Below are 18,959 nucleotides of genomic sequence, written 5' to 3'. Positions count from 1 at the left end.
TTTAATTTGCGTAATTCTCTGTACAAAATAGTGTGTTGTGCATGACATATACAATATATACACCTAATCGCTACTGTTTGTGCGATGAGGTGATGTGCGAAGCAATATCTATAAAATCATCGACTTAGATGTATTATAGGTATGTAGAGTGGTCGTATTGATAACTTTACCGATAACGGCCACCTACACAGGAGGCCGTTTTGCTGAAACCGGTTTGGAAATAATGCTGACTGCTTTACACAGACTCTTTTTTATCTACCATAGAGTAGAATACACTCAAATGCAATAGGTTATCATTCTCATTTGGTGCTGTATGATCATGAGTTATGTGTAAACTGTGTATCACAATGTGATATCGCGTGCCGGCGTGCAAATATTGCCAGTGATACACTGCGATTCACACTATAACCCACCTGTTTTGAACACTTGTGCAGCCTTCATGGTTTCAACCCGAATCTGACTAGGTGGATAGGGCAGTTCAAGCTGATGTGCACGGAACAGTGCCAGCACATTTTTATGTAGATCGTTGCGAATAGGCATCCGATGTCCCATCTCGGCGGCATACAGACGAATTTCATATAAAGGAATACCTTGCTGTAAATCCACTAAATAGACTTCCGGTGCCGGTGTTTCTAGCGCATTGGTGGTGTGCCGTGCCGCTTGTTCAATCAGGCGGCTAACCAGTTCACTGTCTGCATCAGGCGGTGCGGGAATGCGCAGTACAATCCGGGTGATCGGATCTGAGAGTGACCAGTTGATAAACTGCTCGGTAATAAAGGCCTTGTTCGGCACAATGATCTCTTTTCTATCCCAATCCACAATGGTGGTGGCGCGGGTATTAATTTTGGTGATCGTGCCAGTGAGATCACGGATTGTGACGGTATCACCAATCCGAATCGGTTTTTCAAACAAGATGATCAGGCCGGAGATAAAGTTGGCAAAGATCTCTTGCAAACCAAACCCCAGCCCGACACCTAATGCGGCAACTAACCACTGTAATTTTCCCCAATCAACGCCGATCATTGACGCTGTGATCATGATCCCCAGAATAATAATCGAGTATTTGGTGAGTGTGGTGATGGCATAACCGGTGCCCGGAGTCAGGTCTAAATGTTGCAGCAGAGCAAGCTCCATCAGTGCTGGTAAATTGCGGATAATCTTGGCGGTGATCATCAGCGAAAGGCCGGCAAACAGCAGCGAACCGAGGGTGATAGGTTGGATACTCTCAACCCCGTTGCTGATATCCATCACATTCCACAAATTCACATTATCTAAAAATGCAAATGCCGAATGCAGTTCTGACCAGATCAATACCAGTGAACCTAATGCTGCCAATGAGATCACAGAGCGAATCAATTGCAGTGATTTGGCACTGATCACATCCAGATCAATGACGGGCTCTTCTATCATATCAAGTGCTGCATCATTACTGCTGTTATTGTCGTCATCGCTACGTGCACGTTGGGCGAGGATCTCAGAGCGGCGATGTTTTGCACGTTCAAAGGCAATTCGACGACGTTGGATCAACATCCAGCGGCGAGTGAGGTAGTATACCAGCAGCAAAAAGAGCCAAACCACTAAGGAAACTTCTACCCGTGCCAGCAGTGCCCGTGAAGTGGAAAGATAACCTAAGCAGGTGAATAAAATAGCCAGCGGTGGAGTAGCCAGCACGACTCCCCACAACAGGTAGTTAATCATGTTTTGGCCAGAGCCTTGTGCGTTTAGGTATAGCGGAACTTTGGCGCGTTTTAGGCTGGCAGTCAGTACCATCAACACAATACACAAGCCGATAAATGCAAGCCTGACCAAGGTATCATTAAACTGACGATCGTTAAGTGAACTCAGCGCATCAGAGATACACCATAACGGTACAAAGCTGGTCAGTGATACGGCGTAATAACGCATTGCACGGCTAACTTGCTGGCTGTTCCAACCGAAATGGATGATAAACAGCCCCTTTGCGCGGGCAAAATTGGCGGTGAGTACAAATAGACTGATCACTGGAACAAGACTGAGCAAACTTTCGCCAAATGCAATTGCGGCGGGATATGCCCAAGCATTGAGCAACCCATTACCCACTGCGGCCAATAAAATCGGAACAGGTAAAGCATACCAGATAGACCATATTAAGGTACGTAGAGTCAGCCCAAAGGTATCAAGTGTTACTTTACCTACACGGCTAGAAGCTATATCAAGAAAGCCCAAATAGCGGTTGCGGCTATAGCGTGCAGCGATAACCAAACACAGTGCGGCAATCATCCAGATTACGCTTTCACTTTGCACACTTTCAATAAAACCCTGTGCGATTTGCCCTGCAATATCCATAGAGACAATCTGATGAACATCATGCAGTACTGCCAATGGAAAGCTGAAGTTAATGGGATTGAGATCAGGCAACCAGAATAGATAGCGGTTCGTGGCCACTTTGATCTCTTTGAGCGCATCAATTTGTTGATTAGTGGCTACTTTGAGTTTAGCAAGCTCTAAGATACTGGTATCTGTGCCGGTAATCAGTGAGGTAAGCAGATCATGCTGAATTTGGTATTGGCTATCCCAAATACGGCGTTGCTCTTTAGGTAATGTGGCGATGTTCTCTTTTTGATCATCGGTCAGTGTGGTGGTTTGCATCTCATCAAATTGAATGCGTTTGGCACGGATATCGGCCATTTCGCGATCAAGCTGCTGTGGTTTTGGCATTTTAGGCAACTTGGCAATTTGTGAACGTAAACTTTCGCCTAATGCATTAGAAACAGATAACCATTGTGCTTGCTCGCGAATGCTACTCAACGCCAATTTAACCTGATTAGTATTTGCTTGTGCTGCACGTTGTGCTTCTGCGGTTTTTTCTAAAAAAAGGGCTTGTTGGTTGAGCTCTTGTGAGAGTTGTTGGTTTTGGTTAATCAGAGCAGTTAAAAAAGGGGGTAAGTCAGCACTTTTTTCAATTAACTCATTGCTTTGCGCGAGGGCTTGGCGCGCCTCTTTTTGGCGCATTTCATTAAAATCAGCCCGTAAAGTTTGTTGTTGAGCGTCGAGTCTATCACGTTCAATACGTGAAATTTCTTGTGCTAGTCGCGCTAATTCTAAACGGTTATTCGCAGAAAGTTGCTCAAGCTCAAGGGTATCAACTTGTGCTTTACGTGCAGCAACTTCTGCACGTAAAGCCTGCTCTTGAGATTGTGCCGCTGGAGTACTGCTTTGTGGCAGAGTTTGTACACGCTGTTCAGCTTGGGCAAGTGCATTACGCGCTTCACTTTGCCGTGCGGGGATATCATTAAGAGAGTCAATAATAGATTGAATTTGTTCACTTTCTTGTTGCAAATTACGCGTTGCTGAAAGCAATTTACTGTTAGTTTGTAATAGGTGTTGTTCTAATTCTGCTGAAGTAGCAGCACGCACTACAGGGGGCTTGCTTTGCTGTAATGCTAACAATTTTTGCCGTAATTCGGCTGTCATTTCTGGATAGTTATCGATTGCAGACTGATAATCGTTACGGCGTTTTTGTGCATCATCACGGGTTTTTAACCATGTTAGCGCGGTTTGTAGATTATCAATCAGTAATTTTTTATCCGGCAAATTCCCAGCCTCAACAGCCGTAACAGACTGTTGTAACTTATCAGCAGTTTGCAACACATCAGCAAATGCGGTGTGTGGCATAACCACAGAAAAGCAAAGAGAGAGGAACAAAAAAAAGGGTAGGCGAGTAAGGGGTTGTCGTGACATGCGCGACCTCATTCGAACAAAAGACCGCCGTAAATGACGGTCTGAGTATTCACGATTTATTCACGTATTGCCGGTTACTGTCTAGGCAATAAAACACCGTAAAATCTATACGGCTGTTGTTGTATCATCTTGACTAATAACATTTAATTCTGGTTCTTTTTCACTTGGAGTAACCGCAACCGTGCATGTAGATGGGTGCATAAGTTGAGCAAAGTGCTCCCCCATGCGAGTTACTGTACCATGCTCTAATCCGTTATCGAAGATAATGCTATCTTGTGGAAAGAGGTTGATGACGGTTGAACCAAGTTTAAAGCGGCCCATTTCAGCCCCTTTGCTCAGCTCAATGGCACCGGTTTCACCGCGTGCAGGGTAGCTCCAGCGCATCAACTCACCTTTGCGCGGTGGGGTGATTGTCCCTTCCCATACCGTTTCCATGCTGCCAACAATCGTTGCACCTACCAGAATTTGTGCCATCGAGCCAAATACGGTATCAAACACACAAATTACCCGTTCATTACGAGCAAACAGGCTAGGAATATTTTCGGCAGTCAGTGGGTTAACTGAAAATAGCTCACCGGGCACGTAGATCATCTCACGCAACACACCATCGCACGGCATGTGTACACGGTGATAATCGCGCGGGGAAAGATAAGTGGTAGCAAATGCGCCGTGGCGGAACTGTTTGGCTAGTGCTGTTTCTCCGCCCAGCAGTGCATCTAACGTGTAGTAGTGGCCTTTTGCTTGCAGCAGCAGGTCATCACGCAGCGCACCAAGCTGGCTAATCATACCGTCAGCCGGCAGGCAGAGATTGTTGTGCTCAAAATTAATCGGGCGCGCGCTTTGTTTGAGCGGGCGGGTAAAAAAAGCATTAAATGTGGGATAAGAAGCCAGATCGCTGTTCACCGCTTCTTGCATATTCACATTGTAATGGCGGGCAAACAAACTGATGGCGGTACGTGTAATCACGCCGGCCTGCTTTTCTGCGGCCCAACCGGCACACTGAGTGAGCAACTGTTTTGGCAGCAGATATTGTAGTGCAATTTTAATTCTGTTTAACACGTTATGCCTCTCTGATGCGCCTTTAACGCCGGAGTCTGTAAATTGTGCCTGACACCCATGCGTACCGCGCCTTAACCACAATACCGTGCCGGTGACGGCATAGAAAAGGCGCGCATTTTACCTGTAATCGTCGGGTTTGTCAGTCAGCCCGCGTTGATAGCAGGCTTGTACTTTTTGGTGATGTATTTAGCTTTCACGTTGTGGAAAGTGGCGGCGAGCACGGGCTAACAGCATGCTTTCCAAAATCCGGTGATAACTGTCATAGCGCGTGGTGCTGATTTTTCCCGCATCAACCGCGGCACGAATCGCACAGCCGGGGTCGTTATCATGTTTACAGTCTCGGAATTTACATGAGCCTAAATAGTCACGAAATTCAATAAATGACTCGGTTACTTGCTCGGAATCTAAGTGCCACAGACCAAATTCACGAATACCTGGTGAATCAATCAGATTGCCGCCTTGCGACAGATGATATAAACGGGCTGCGGTGGTGGTGTGTTGACCTAATCCTGAGTTATCGGAAACTAAACCCGTACTGGCATTGGCCTCTGGTAGCAGGAAGTTAATCAGGCTTGATTTGCCCACCCCTGACTGGCCAACAAAAATATTGATCTGTTCGCTTAGCTGCGCATTGAGCAGCTCCATCCCCTCACCGGTATGGGAAGAGACCCACAAAATTTTGTAGCCAATGTCCTGATACTGTTGCAGGGTTTCGTTCACCCAAATACGGTCTTCATCACTGAGCAGATCGACTTTATTTAGCACTATAATAGGTGTGATGTTGACCTGTTCACAGGCCACTAAATAGCGGTCGATAATATCGGTAGAGAGCTCCGGCAGTACGGATGAAACAATAATGATTTGATCAATATTGGCGGCTACTGCTTTTACTCCGTCGTAAAAATCGGGGCGAGTCAGCACAGAGTGGCGCTCGTGTACCGCTTCAACCACACCGCTGATGCCTTGCAGGTGCTCTTTACCTGGCCGCCAGACCACTTGATCACCGGCAACGAGGCTTTTGATGGCGCGGCGCAAATTACAACGGTGTAAGCTGCCATCGGTAGATTCAATATCGGCATGCATACCGAAACGGCTGATCACGAGGCCCTCTTGCGCCTCGCCAAGCAGAGCATCATCCCACTCGACAGTGCGATCTTTTTGCTTGAGCCGACGTTGCTGGTTTGCATTGACACGGCGCTGTTGGCCGAGAGTTAGCTTTTTCTTACTCAAAGTAATTTGCCCGTTGGTAATTACACGCAGAGGGTTTAAACCCTGTATCATACACGCAGTTTGCGAGAAAAAACGCAGGAGTGGTGATGACAAACAATAAAGAACATCTAATCTGGATTGATATGGAGATGACAGGGCTAGAGCCAGATACCGATAAGGTGCTGGAAATTGCTACCATTGTCACTGATAAAGATCTCAACCTTCTTGCTGAAGGGCCGGTACTGGCTATTCATCAATCTGACGATGTGTTAGCAAAGATGGATGAGTGGTGTACCCGAACCCATACGGCAAGCGGATTGGTTGATCGCGTACGCAGCAGCACATGTACCGAAGAACAAGCACAGGCACAAACATTGGCATTTTTAGCTAAGTGGGTACCTGCGGGTTGTTCGCCTATTTGTGGCAACAGTATTGGTCAAGATCGCCGATTTTTATATCGCCATATGCCAGAGTTAGAGCAGTATTTTCACTACCGCTATCTTGATGTTAGCACACTTAAAGAGCTGGCTCGCCGCTGGAAACCAGAAATTCTGGCCGGTTTTCAAAAGCAAGGTGCACATTTAGCCCTTGATGATATTCGAGAGTCTATTGCTGAGTTACGCTACTACCGTGAGCACTTTATTCAGCCTTAATTGACGGTTTTCCTTGCTTGCTGGCAAAGTAAACAAACTGAATGCTTTGTCAGCACTTCAACACATTCGTGCAAGTTTTTTTCGTTTTAGACTTGCACCAAAAGCGAATCTCCGTATAATTCGCAGCCCGTAGCAGTGAGGTTTTCGCTGCTATGTGTGTAAGCCCCTTTAGGGGATGTGATGCGGGAATAGCTCAGTTGGTAGAGCACGACCTTGCCAAGGTCGGGGTCGCGAGTTCGAGTCTCGTTTCCCGCTCCAAATTTACACCGTCTTGATATATGATGCTTACCGCGATGCGGGAATAGCTCAGTTGGTAGAGCACGACCTTGCCAAGGTCGGGGTCGCGAGTTCGAGTCTCGTTTCCCGCTCCAAGTACAGCGCATATTCACGACGTTAAACAGCATGCTACAGGTATGCGGGAATAGCTCAGTTGGTAGAGCACGACCTTGCCAAGGTCGGGGTCGCGAGTTCGAGTCTCGTTTCCCGCTCCAAATGCACATGTCTATCCAACCATGTGTTGCTGATGTAGAATGCACCGCTGCCGTAATACAAGCGGGAATAGCTCAGTTGGTAGAGCACGACCTTGCCAAGGTCGGGGTCGCGAGTTCGAGTCTCGTTTCCCGCTCCAATTCTACGTATTACAGCAGTGTTTATGTTTTAGTTATGCGGGAATAGCTCAGTTGGTAGAGCACGACCTTGCCAAGGTCGGGGTCGCGAGTTCGAGTCTCGTTTCCCGCTCCAAACTAACTTAACATAAACCCTTTCAATGCGAATATTCTGTTTTATTTATCTAAACAGAACATTGAGCCCAGTGCGGGCTTTTTTTGTCGTTACTGTTCACAGTATATTTATATTCTGCTGCATTTATTCTCTTGATGCGTAAGTTAATCTCTCTCTTGCAGCACGCTATTTATATGGCTTTGCTTACCTTGTAAACAGAGTTATCCACAGATAGTTAACCTGTTAATACAGCAGAAAATACAGTGATTTATGCTCTGATTATGGTTAACACCCCTGAATATACGGGCTTCCCAGACTTTTTTTGAGCTCTTGTTGTGCACTCTCTTATGCCGACTTGTGCTTAATTTCGGGTATCTGCTAATTGTTATCCACATATCCCCAGTGTAAGAACAGTCGTTATGCCAGTCGTCAACTGTGGTTGACAAAAATAGTGATCTATTTCGCGGATTGATTGCGTAGAGAATAGACCATCTTGTGTATTTTCACGTTGCCATCATCGATATTGATGCTATGACGTTATGTTATGCATCACGTGGAAGCCCTTTTTCAATGGCCCGCACAAGCCTACGCTGCTGAGAGGTGAGTGCAGATCCTGATGACTCTGACGATCTTGCAGTAAGAGTAGAGTGTACTTGAGCGCATGTAGCTGAATCTGGGCCGCAGTGTTTATTATCACTCTGCTGGAGAGGAATAAGGTGAGTGTTGGCACGAAAAGTTTGCAGCGCCGCTAGTTTGTGTTGTTGTTGACTTATTGCCCAGTGAATATGCTCATTAACCAGTTCATCATCCCCCAAACGTTGTTGCAGTGCGAGCAAGATGTCGGCTTGATAAGGAGCATTACCGAGTGCTACTGCAATATTACGTAACCAGCGCCGATGCCCAATCCGACGAATTGCCGAGCCTTCGGTTTGCTTTAAAAACATTGCCTCATCCCACGCGAAGAGAGTTAATAACTGTGGCGCATGCAGGTGGGTGCGTGGGCTAAAGTCTGGCTCTTGCGTTAACGATGAAAAGCGATTCCAGGGGCAAATTAACTGACAGTCATCACACCCATAAATACGGTTGCCAATAGCAGGCCGCAATGCTAGAGGAATTTCACCTTCTGCTTCAATGGTCAAATAGGAGATACAACGGCGCGCATCTACTACATAAGGTTCAACAATTGCACCTGTTGGGCAGGTGGTAATGCAGGCAACACAACGGCCACATTCTGCCGTAATGGGCTGATCAACAGGCAGGGCTAAATCCACTAACAGTTCACCAAGGAAGAACCAAGAACCGGCCTCACGGCTTAAAATAAGTGAATGCTTACCAACCCAGCCGATCCCCGCTTTTTCTGCCAATGGGCGCTCAAGTAGCGGAGCTGAATCAACAAATGGGCGAAAACCACATACGCCAACATGCTGTTGTATGTTATCCCCTAGCTGTTTTAAACGCTGGCGTAGCAGTTTGTGATAATCGCGCCCCAGTGCATAGCGGCTAATATAACCAAGAGTAGGGTTTTTGAGTACGCGAGCAAAAGAGGCGTGTGTTGGTAAATAGTTCATGCGCACACTAATCACTCGCAATGTACCAGGGTGTAATTCGGCAGGGCGAGCTCGCATCATACCGTGGTTGGCCATCCACCCCATTTCTCCGTGATAATGGTTATCAAGCCAGTGTTGTAAAAGGGGTTCATGTTTATGCAGATCAATATCGCAAATTCCCACTTGCTGAAAACCAAGCGAAACGCCCCATTGTTTAATGAGCAAAGCTAACTCTGCCAGTGCATGTTGAGAAAGTGCTACAGGTGGATGTTGTGCAATAGGTTGCTCGGTCGGTGGTATCATATGGATATCAGTGTTTAGGGTTGGCAGTGAATGGTTGTTTACGTGATGCAATTGTTGCTATTACCTATAAGTGTGTAAATTTCTTGTACATAGTGGGTATTTAACTGCATCTATTTCAGTTATTTTAGCGGAAAGTGAGGCTATTGCGGGTAATTACTGGTGTAACTTCAATATTCACTGTCTGCAGTGCTATTATTTGCCCATTAATCAGCCGTTAAGTCATTCTAATTAGAACGAATAATGAATCATGGTGAAATCTGTAACGTTACATTTGGCTGATGAAGCCGCAACAGTGGCATTAGGAACATATTTGGCACAAGGGTGCGTCAGTGCCACGGTGATCTATTTGCATGGTGATTTAGGGGCGGGGAAAACAACCTTGTGCCGTGGATTTGTGCAAGCATTAGGGCATGCTGGAAATGTGAAAAGCCCAACTTATACATTGGTTGAGCCCTATCAGTTACCAAATTGGACTGTTTGCCATTTTGATCTCTACCGCTTAGCTGATCCTGAAGAGCTTGAATTTATGGGAATTCGAGATTACTTCGGAGAGCGTTCACTGTGCCTTGTTGAGTGGCCACAGCGTGGAGAGGGGTTTTTACCGCCAGCCGATCTAAGTGTAACTCTGCAGTATGAAGGGGAAACTCGTCGTGCAGTTTTACAGGCGAATACGTTAATTGGGCAACAATTACTGGCACAAATGAGTGGCGAATAGGGATGTGGATTAAATCTCGTGGGCAACTGCTGTTGGGTGTGCTGTTGTGGTGTTGTGGGTTACCGGTCTTTGCAGCAACGCTGACTGATGTCAGCTTGCGTGATACGGGCTCAAAAAATGAGCTGGTCTTGAGTTTTAGCGGAAAACCATCGTACAGTTATTTTAACTTAAGTGGGCCTAACCGTGTCGTGGTTGATTTATCTGATACGACGCAAAGAGCTAATTTGCCCAAGCGTTATCGTGGAAAATTAGTTAATAGCGTACGTACAAGCAGTGCGCCACAGCGTGGTACGCTGCGATTAGTGTTAGATGTATCACAACGCGTTAATACAAAAGCGGTTACTGAAAAGCGTGGAAGTGGCTATCAAGTTGTACTGTCGTTGATCCCTATTGGTGGGGGAACAACAGTATCAAGCAGTACACAAGTGACATCAACTGCGAATAATACGCGCAGTAATGAGCGGGTTGTGATCGCTATTGATCCAGGTCACGGTGGGCAAGATCCTGGTGCAATTGGTAAAAATGGCTTACGTGAAAAACAAGTCACGTTGGCTATTGCACAAAAACTGCGTGACATGCTGAATAACGATAGTGGCTTTAAAGCTGTTATGACACGCGAGCGTGATCGTTTTATTTCAGTCAGTGGCCGTTCTGATATTGCCCGTGATAAAAATGCACAATTATTAATTTCCATCCATGCTGATGCAGCGCCGAATCGCAGTGCAAAAGGGGCATCAGTTTGGGTGTTGTCAAATCGCCGTGCGAACTCTGAAATGGGCCGTTGGTTAGAAGATCATGAAAAGCAATCTGAATTACTTGGCGGTGCAGGTGAAGTGCTGTCGGGTAATAATAGCGATCGTTATCTGAGTCAAACGGTACTTGATTTGCAATTTGGCCACTCACAAAAGGTGGGATACGATGTGGCCTCTAAGGTGCTACGTGAGATGGGGCAAATCTCGCCATTGCATAAGCGCCGACCTGAGCATGCTAGTCTAGGTGTATTACGCTCACCGGATATTCCTTCACTGTTGGTTGAAACAGGGTTTATCTCTAATTTGTCAGAAGAGCGTTTGCTTGGCAGTAGCGCACATCAAACCAAAGTGGCTACCGCGATTTATCGTGGGATTAAAACCTATTATCGTCAGCATCCTACAACACGAGCAAGCAACACTAACTCGGTTGTTAGTGTGTCTAACGCCAAAAATACAACCAATAAGACTCCAGCGAAACCGACAAAAACAGAGCACGTGCCTGCTCAACCTGGGCCCGTTGTTGATCCTGCACCCGTTATTAATGATCGCCAAAACACCTCTGCAAGCACCCAAACACACATTGTAAAGCGGGGTGAAACCTTAACGCGGATTGCTACTTTATATGGCAGTTCAGTGGCCGAGATGAAAACATTAAACCGTTTGCGCTCTGGTGAGGTTCAAGTTGGCCAAAAACTAAAAGTACCGGTAACTCGCAAGAGCCAAAATAGTCAGTCGTTACCGCCAGCAACCAATCAGCCAGCTCCTGTGGTTGAAAAGCCAACGGCCACCACAAAAGGGCAAACACAGGTGCATGAAGTGAAACGGGGTGAGAATTTGCTGCGTATTTCCGAGCGTTACCACACCACAATGCAAACGCTGCGAGAGCTAAATGCGTTAAAGCGTGATCAAGTCAATGTGGGGCAAAAACTGATTGTACCTGCACTTGCTGATTCACCAGAAGTGGCAAAAAGTACAAATAATACAGGTACAGTAAAGAGCAGCAGTTCAGGAAAGAAAAGTGCAGTTGAGACCTATACTGTGCAGCGCGGTGATTCTCTAGGGAAAATAGCCACACGTTATTCAGTGTCTATTGATGCATTGACATTTGCAAATAACTTACATAACCATCAGGTGCAAGTAGGCCAGAAAATCAAGATCCCCCTTAACGATACAACTGCAGTGAAAGAGGCGTTAGCAAATACCTCAGCAACGCGGCCAACGCAGCATAAAGTAAAATCAGGTGAGTCTCTTTCCATGATTGCGGAAAAATACGGTGTCGGATTGTCTCGGTTACGTCAATTTAACCGACTAAAATCAGATCAAGTGATGATCGGGCAAACGTTGAGAATTCCGCAGCAGTAAAAACGAGGTTAGCCATGGCAATTCAGATTTTACCCGCACAACTGGCAAATCAGATCGCCGCAGGCGAAGTGGTTGAGCGTCCTTCGTCGGTCGTCAAAGAGTTAGTTGAGAACAGTCTGGATGCTGGTGCAACTCGTATTGATATTGATATTGATAAAGGGGGATCACAGCTTATTTGTATTCGCGATAATGGCTGTGGTGTTAACAAAGCCGATTTGACATTGGCACTGGCACGCCATGCGACCAGCAAAATTAGCTCACTCGATGATCTCGACGCAATTGTCAGCCTTGGTTTTCGGGGGGAAGCGTTAGCCAGTATCAGTTCCGTATCACGTTTGCTGATGACTTCACGCACAGCCGAACAGCCTGAGGCCTGGCAAGCCTATGCCGAAGGGCGTGATATGCAAGTCACGGTCAAACCGGCTGCACACCCTGTTGGCACTACCCTTGAAGTGCGAGATCTATTTTATAATACCCCTGCTCGCCGTAAATTTTTGCGTACCGAAAAAACGGAATTTACCCATATTGATGAAGTCGTACGGCGTATTGCATTAGCTCGCTTTGATGTGAGTTTTACTTTGCGTCATAACGGTAAAACAGTACGTCAGTACCGTGCTGCTGTAACACAAGAGCAAAAAGAGCGGCGTTTAGCGGGGATTTGTGGGCCTGCCTTTTTACAACATGCGGTGGCGATTGAGTGGCAACATGCCGAGTTGAGCCTCTCAGGGTGGGTCTGCTCTGCACAGGGATCAAGGCAGCAAAATGATATGGCTTACAGCTATGTTAATGGCCGGATGATGCGCGATAAGTTGATTAATCATGCTATCCGCCAGGCTTATCAAACATTGCTGCAAGAAGCCGAACATCCGGCTTTTGTGCTTTATCTGACACTTGCACCAAACCATGTTGATGTGAATGTTCACCCAGCCAAGCATGAAGTCCGTTTTCATCAAGCTCGTTTAGTGCATGATTTTATCTATCAAGCTGTACTGACTGCGCTGCAACATACCGTTGATAATGCTGATTCGGCACTTAATTCCTCTCTTAAAGAGCAGGTATTTGATACAGATTCATTACCTCATCATACTGTGATAACAACACCCTCAGTAAATTCATCACTGACGTTAGCAACTCCACGAATTGCAGCAGGTAGTAGCCAATTTGCATCGGTAATTCCTACAAAGAAGATAGACGAGGCTCAAACACACCCTATCGCCGCTGACCAAACCCAAGCGCAAAAGGCTTGGCAACTACAAGAATCGACAGCAGATTACCAAGTGGTTAACCCTGCTGTTGAGCGTCTGTTTAGTCGTCAGCCAACTCACCGTGATCTTAGCAAACACCTAAACTCGCCACCCAATACAGAGACATTGCAGCGTGAGACAACGGTATATGCTCGCTTATTGCAGACTGATTTACCGCCTTCAGCACATATACCTACCGCAGCTTTTGCACCACAAATTGCGACAGGTACACTCACAGAGCAGGGATTACTCGATAACACATCGGGCATCGCACAATACAGTGCTCCGCCAAGTTCGCTTGGGCGTGCGTTAGCGATTGTCGCCGAGCAATATTTACTGGTTGAGCGCACACAAGGTATTGGGTTGTTATCACTGAATCGAGCCGCCGCATGGCGTAAACAGGCACAGCTATTACCACAAGGCCAACCTTTAAAAGCGCAACCACTGCTGATTCCATTAATGATGAAAGTAGACAGCACACAATGGCAGGTTGCGCAGCAACAACAGCCTTTATTACAGCAGTTTGGTATTGATTTACAGATTCATGAGCGTAAGAAAATCACGATACTGGCTGTACCATTACCGCTACGGCATCACAACCTACAACAAATTATTCCGTTACTATTGAATAAATTACACGCTGACCCAACATTAACCATGCCATTATTGATCGCGTGGTTAGTTGGCCAACTCAAGGAAGAGCAGACACGCTGGACACTGTCGCAAGCAGTCACATTACTGGCTGATTTAGAGCTGCTATGCCCAGATAAATTGCGACAACAGAGCGCGTTATTAATTAAACCTGTGGAACTTGAGGCGGCCATTACCGCATTGCAGCATGACTAAATTACCACTAGCACTCTTTTTAATGGGGCCTACGGCATCAGGTAAAACTGATTTAGCCATTCGGTTACGCCAACATTTACCTGTTGAAGTGATCAGTGTAGATTCTGCCTTGATCTATACTGGTATGGATATTGGTACGGCAAAACCCTCTGTGGCAGAGTTAATATGTGCGCCGCATCGACTGATTGATATCCGTGATCCATCACAAGCATACTCCGCTGCCGATTTTCGGGCAGATGCACTACGTGAAATGGCTGAGATTACCGCTGCAGGTAAGATCCCATTACTCGTTGGCGGTACGATGTTATATTTTAAAGCTCTGCTTGAGGGGCTATCTCCTTTGCCTTCCGCAGATGCTAATGTACGGGCAGAAATAGAACAGGCGGCACAAACACGTGGTTGGCAAGCATTACATGCCGATTTACAACGTATCGATCCGGTTGCCGCAGCGCGAATCCACCCCAATGATCCACAACGTTTGAGTCGGGCATTGGAAGTTTTTGCAATTTCAGGTAAAACGTTAACAGAGCTGACACAGATCCAAGGAGAGACACTTCCGTATCAGGTGCAGCAGTTTGCAATTGCCCCGCCAACGCGTGAGCAACTGCATGAAAAAATTGCCACACGCTTTCAGCTCATGCTGGAAGCTGGGTTTGAACAAGAAGTAGGGAAGCTGTTCAAGCGCGGCGATCTTAACCCTGATTTGCCTTCAATCCGTTGTGTCGGTTATCGCCAAATGTGGGAATATCTACGCGGTGATTATGATGCACAAGAGATGGCATTCCGGGCTATTTGTGCCACTCGCCAACTGGCGAAACGGCAAATGACATGGTTGCGTAGTTGGGATGATATAACTTGGCTCAACAGTGATAAACCGGAAGATGCGTTACAAATCATCATCAAAGCTATTAGAGGTTAACTGATGGTTTGTGTACAATCCTCTATGCTCCCATGTGCACTATTAATTAAATCAATAATTGCAACAACAAACAAATAAGGAAAGAAAAAATGGCTAAGGGGCAATCACTGCAAGACCCGTTCTTGAACGCACTGCGTCGCGAGCGCGTTCCTGTTTCTATCTATTTGGTGAACGGAATTAAATTACAAGGTCAAATTGAGTCATTTGATCAATTTGTGATCTTACTGAAAAATACAGTCAGCCAGATGGTGTATAAGCACGCAATTTCTACTGTTGTTCCTGCTCGCCCAGTTTCACATCATAGCAACAGCGGGCATACTGGCGCACCACACGGCCAGTCAGGCGCAACCCCTACTCAGCAAGATACCACTGACGCTGAGTAACTTCAGCTTTAGGAGCCATTAGCTTGTTTGATCGTTATGAAGCTGGTGAACAGGCAATATTGGTGCACATCAATTTCCCGCAAGAGCGGGATGTAGAGGATCTCCGGGAGTTTGAAAACCTGGTATCCTCTGCGGGTGTTACGGCGATGCAGGTCATTACCGGTAGCCGCCGTACGCCGCACTCTAAATATTTCGTCGGTGAAGGTAAAGCCGAAGAGATTGCCGCGGCCGTTGCCGCAACGGGTGCGTCGGTTATCCTGTTTAACCATACCCTATCCTCAGCCCAAGAGCGTAATCTTGAGCGTCTTTGTCAATGTCGAGTTATTGATCGTACAGGCCTTATTCTCGATATTTTTGCCCAACGAGCGCGTACACACGAAGGTAAACTGCAAGTTGAATTGGCGCAGTTACGCCATCTTGCCACACGTTTGGTTCGAGGGTGGACACACCTTGAGCGGCAAAAAGGCGGAATTGGCCTGCGAGGGCCAGGTGAAACGCAGCTCGAAACAGATCGTCGTCTGATTAAAGACCGGATCCGTTTGATTATCAGCCGATTAGATAAAGTCGCTAAACAGCGTCAACAAGGTCGGCGTGCGCGTAACCGTGCTGAGATTCCAACCGTATCACTGGTCGGTTACACCAATGCCGGAAAATCGAGCCTGTTTAATACCATCACGTCTGCAGGTGTGTATGCAGCCGATCAACTGTTTGCGACACTTGATCCAACATTACGTCGGGTTGATGTTACCGACGTAGGCGCGGTAGTACTGGCAGATACCGTTGGTTTTATTCGCCATTTACCACACGATTTGGTATCTGCATTTAAAGCAACACTGCAAGAGACACAAGAGGCAACCTTGTTGCTACATGTGATCGATGCAGCAGATCCGCGCATCGATGAGAATATTCATGCGGTAAATCAAGTACTGCATGATATTGATGCAGGTGAAATCCCCGTATTGCTGATCATGAATAAAATTGATCAGCTTGAGGATGTTGCTCCACGCATTGCCCGCAACGATGAAGGTGTTCCGACCCATGTATGGGTTTCGGCACAAACCGGTGCGGGTATGGAGTTAGTTTTTCAGGCGATTAGCGAGCGTTTAGCACAGGATATTGTGCAGCATCAACTGCATCTACCTCCGCGCTTATGGCGATTACGTAGCCGTTTTTACCAAATGGATGCGTTAACAGATGAGCGTGTCGATGAGCAAGATGGTAGCTTGTGGTTAACAGTTCGAATGCCAGCGGTAGATTGGCATCGATTATGTAAACAAGAAGCTGAACTCGAAAGCAGTATTCAGTGATTGTGCTAGCCTGAATTGTTGTGCCTATGGCACGTTTTTTGTTAATGGAGTAGATAATGGCGTGGAATCAGCCCGGTAATAACGGTCAGGACCGCGACCCTTGGAGTAACCGCAGTGGCGGGCGCGACCAAGGGCCACCTGACCTCGACGATGTTTTTCGTAAACTGGGCAAAAAGTTCGGTGGCGGAAAAAAAGGTAGCGATGGTCAAAATAATAACAGTGACAATCATCGGGTGACTTTTACACCGCGTTTGATTGGCTTTGCTGTCGCTGCTGCTGTCGTTGTCTGGGGGATAAGTGGGTTCTATACAATCAAAGAAGCTGAACGTGGTGTGGTTACCCGTTTAGGTAAATTGAACCGTGTGGTGCAACCGGGTTTAAACTGGAAGCCTACGTTTATTGAATCGGTCACACCGGTCAATATCGGTGCAGTTCGCGAGCTTCCCGCTACAGGTTTTATGTTGACGCAAGATGAAAATGTCGTACGCGTTGAAATGAATGTGCAATATAAAGTCTCTGATCCTGCGCAATATTTGTTTAATGTTCGTAATCCTGATGACAGCTTGCGTCAAGCCACTGACAGTGCGTTACGTTATGTGATTGGTCACACCAAGATGGATGATGTGCTGACCAAAGGGCGTGCCAAAGTGCGTCAAGATACTTGGGTTTTACTGGATCAAATTGTTGCGCCTTACAATATGGGCCTACAAATTATGGATGTTAACTTCCAGTCAGCACGCCCACCAGAAGAGGTAAAAGAAGCCTTTGATGATGCGATTGCGGCACAGGAAGATGAGCAACGTTTTATCCGCGAAGCAGAGGCTTATGCGCGTGAGGTAGAACCAAAAGCACGTGGTAACGTGAAGCGGGTTGAAGAAGAGTCGCAAGCGTATAAGCAGCGTGTGATCTTAGAATCAGAAGGTGATGCTGCCCGCTTTAATAAACTGTTACCAGAGTATCAAGCCGCGCCACAAGTGACCCGTGAGCGTATGTACCTTGACACCATGGAAAAAGTATTGGGTAACAGCAATAAGATTCTGGTCGATACCAACGGAAATAATGTGTTGATGCTGCCTACTGATCAGATGCAAAAAGCGAACACAGCGGCAGCAACGTCTGCTGCTGCCGCTGCAGTTACAACCCTGCCGTCTGTTAATGATGTTGGCCGTAACTCAGGCAATTACCAGACCAGTACAGATGGCCAGAATAGCCGTGTAGATAACGGACTTGATCGTCAGGGGAGATTCTAAGCATGAATAAGTTTGTGATCCCTGCGGTGATTGTCGCGGCATTGATTGGTTCTTCATCACTGTTTGTTGTGCAAGAGGGTGAGCGCGGTATTATGCTGCGTTTTGGTAAAGTTAAGCGTGATAGTCAAGACGTCGTTCAGGTTTATGGCCCTGGCTTACACCTAAAAGCGCCCTTTTTTGACAGCGTAAAGATGCTTGATGCCCGTGTACAGACCATGGACGATCAAGCCGATCGTTTTGTCACTGCAGAGAAAAAAGATCTGATTGTTGACTCTTACGTGAAGTGGAAAATTCAAGATTTTGGCCGTTATTACCTCTCAACCGGTGGCGGCAACATGCAACAAGCCGAGGCCTTGTTGAAGCGGAAAATCAGCGATCGCCTACGATCTGAAATTGGTAGCCGCACGATCAAAGACATTGTCTCCGGATCACGTGGTGAGCTAATGGATGATGCGCGTAACTCACTCAATACTGGAGCTGATAGTGCTTCTGATTTAGGGATTGAGGTGGTCGATGTACGGGTTAAGCAGATTAACTTGCCGGCAGAAGTCTCAAGCTCTATCTACCAGCGGATGCGTGCAGAACGTAATGCCGTGGCACGTGAGCATCGTTCCCAAGGCCGTGAGCAAGCGGAGATCATCAAAGCAGATGTGGATCGCCGCGTAACAGTGATGCAGGCAGAAGCAGAGAGTAAAGCTCGCAGCATGCGTGGTGAAGGCGATGCAACGGCAGCGAAGATCTACGCAGATGCTTATAGCAAAGATCCTGAATTTTATGCCTTTATGCGTAGCCTTAAAGCGTATGAAAACAGCTTCCGCGGTAAGCAAGATATGCTGGTGTTAAAGCCAGACAGCGATTTCTTCAAATATATGAAAACGCCAACTGCGCAGCCTCAGGCACAAAAATAGCATGATAATTACACTCTTATAGGTGTGTATCCTTAATATAAAAAGGCTCTTCGGAGTCTTTT

The 18,959-nt window shown here is 46.7% G+C and carries 12 protein-coding genes, 5 tRNA genes and 1 pseudogene; 14 read left to right on the top strand and 4 right to left on the bottom strand.

Translation table 11 applies throughout. From position 1 onward, the window contains the following. Nucleotides 1–402: 402 nt before the first annotated feature. The 3 genes from mscM to rsgA form a co-directional block, all read right to left on the bottom strand. The gene (gene mscM, locus ACRC53_RS09475) at nucleotides 403–3,720 is read right to left on the bottom strand and encodes a miniconductance mechanosensitive channel MscM (protein WP_438643190.1); all 3,318 of its coding nucleotides are present in this window, start codon (nucleotides 3,718–3,720) and stop codon (nucleotides 403–405) included. Between the two features lie 105 nt (nucleotides 3,721–3,825). Beyond that, a complete protein-coding gene (asd, locus tag ACRC53_RS09470) occupies nucleotides 3,826–4,779 on the bottom strand; it encodes an archaetidylserine decarboxylase (protein ID WP_438643189.1) in 954 nt (317 codons plus the stop codon). Between the two features lie 186 nt (nucleotides 4,780–4,965). Continuing rightward, entirely contained in the window at nucleotides 4,966–6,009 is a 1,044-nt protein-coding gene (gene rsgA, locus ACRC53_RS09465; protein WP_438629968.1) for a small ribosomal subunit biogenesis GTPase RsgA, read from the bottom strand. 86 nt (nucleotides 6,010–6,095) lie between these two features. On the opposite strand from rsgA, the gene orn reads away from it, so the two are divergent. From orn to ACRC53_RS09435, 6 genes are all read left to right on the top strand, one after another. Beyond that, on the top strand, nucleotides 6,096–6,641 hold the full coding sequence (gene orn / locus ACRC53_RS09460; RefSeq protein WP_438643188.1) for an oligoribonuclease: 546 nt from the start codon (nucleotides 6,096–6,098) through the stop codon (nucleotides 6,639–6,641). A gap of 182 nt (nucleotides 6,642–6,823) precedes the next feature. Further along, nucleotides 6,824–6,899, top strand: a tRNA-Gly gene (locus tag ACRC53_RS09455). A 37-nt stretch (nucleotides 6,900–6,936) separates the two neighbouring features. After that, nucleotides 6,937–7,012: transfer RNA gene (locus tag ACRC53_RS09450), tRNA-Gly, on the top strand. Between the two features lie 44 nt (nucleotides 7,013–7,056). Continuing rightward, nucleotides 7,057–7,132: transfer RNA gene (locus ACRC53_RS09445), tRNA-Gly, on the top strand. Between the two features lie 61 nt (nucleotides 7,133–7,193). Then, nucleotides 7,194–7,269, top strand: a tRNA-Gly gene (locus ACRC53_RS09440). Nucleotides 7,270–7,306: 37 nt separating this feature from the next. Beyond that, a tRNA-Gly gene (locus tag ACRC53_RS09435) sits at nucleotides 7,307–7,382 on the top strand. 521 nt (nucleotides 7,383–7,903) lie between these two features. On the opposite strand, the gene queG is transcribed toward ACRC53_RS09435, so the two are convergent. Next, nucleotides 7,904–9,211, bottom strand: a complete 1,308-nt coding sequence (gene queG, locus ACRC53_RS09430; RefSeq protein ID WP_438643187.1) for a tRNA epoxyqueuosine(34) reductase QueG — start codon at nucleotides 9,209–9,211, stop codon at nucleotides 7,904–7,906. 250 nt (nucleotides 9,212–9,461) lie between these two features. Here queG and tsaE point away from each other — a divergent pair, with 250 nt between their 5' ends. The 8 genes and pseudogenes from tsaE (at nucleotide 9,462) to hflC (ending at nucleotide 18,897) form a co-directional block, all read left to right on the top strand. Then, nucleotides 9,462–9,926, top strand: a complete 465-nt coding sequence (tsaE, locus tag ACRC53_RS09425) for a tRNA (adenosine(37)-N6)-threonylcarbamoyltransferase complex ATPase subunit type 1 TsaE (protein ID WP_438643233.1) — start codon at nucleotides 9,462–9,464, stop codon at nucleotides 9,924–9,926. Between the two features lie 2 nt (nucleotides 9,927–9,928). Beyond that, nucleotides 9,929–11,054: pseudogene (locus ACRC53_RS09420) on the top strand (N-acetylmuramoyl-L-alanine amidase); the annotation flags it as partial. Nucleotides 11,055–12,054: 1,000 nt separating this feature from the next. After that, complete coding sequence (gene mutL, locus ACRC53_RS09415; protein WP_438643186.1) at nucleotides 12,055–14,130, top strand: DNA mismatch repair endonuclease MutL; 2,076 nt, start codon at nucleotides 12,055–12,057, stop codon at nucleotides 14,128–14,130. Continuing rightward, nucleotides 14,123–15,049: a tRNA (adenosine(37)-N6)-dimethylallyltransferase MiaA gene (gene miaA / locus ACRC53_RS09410; protein WP_438643185.1), complete on the top strand. Its 927-nt coding sequence runs from the start codon at nucleotides 14,123–14,125 to the stop codon at nucleotides 15,047–15,049. Before mutL ends, miaA begins: the two co-directional genes overlap by 8 nt. Before the next feature lie 89 nt (nucleotides 15,050–15,138). Next, nucleotides 15,139–15,432: an RNA chaperone Hfq gene (hfq, locus tag ACRC53_RS09405; protein ID WP_438643184.1), complete on the top strand. Its 294-nt coding sequence runs from the start codon at nucleotides 15,139–15,141 to the stop codon at nucleotides 15,430–15,432. Nucleotides 15,433–15,455: 23 nt separating this feature from the next. Beyond that, complete coding sequence (hflX, locus tag ACRC53_RS09400; RefSeq protein ID WP_438643183.1) at nucleotides 15,456–16,739, top strand: ribosome rescue GTPase HflX; 1,284 nt, start codon at nucleotides 15,456–15,458, stop codon at nucleotides 16,737–16,739. Between the two features lie 56 nt (nucleotides 16,740–16,795). Next, nucleotides 16,796–17,989 carry an FtsH protease activity modulator HflK gene (gene hflK / locus ACRC53_RS09395; RefSeq protein WP_438643182.1) on the top strand — a complete coding sequence of 398 codons (1,194 nt, stop codon included), beginning with the start codon at nucleotides 16,796–16,798 and terminating at the stop codon, nucleotides 17,987–17,989. 2 nt (nucleotides 17,990–17,991) lie between these two features. Beyond that, nucleotides 17,992–18,897, top strand: coding sequence for a protease modulator HflC (gene hflC / locus ACRC53_RS09390; protein ID WP_438643181.1), 906 nt, complete (start codon nucleotides 17,992–17,994; stop codon nucleotides 18,895–18,897). Nucleotides 18,898–18,959 lie beyond the last annotated feature (62 nt).

This window comes from Plesiomonas sp., from assembly GCF_051652165.1.
In the GTDB taxonomy this organism is placed as follows: Bacteria; Pseudomonadota; Gammaproteobacteria; order Enterobacterales; family CAMTGL01; genus Plesiomonas.
Note: the sequence above shows the minus strand (reverse complement) of the source record. Positions and strands in the feature narration are given on the sequence as shown.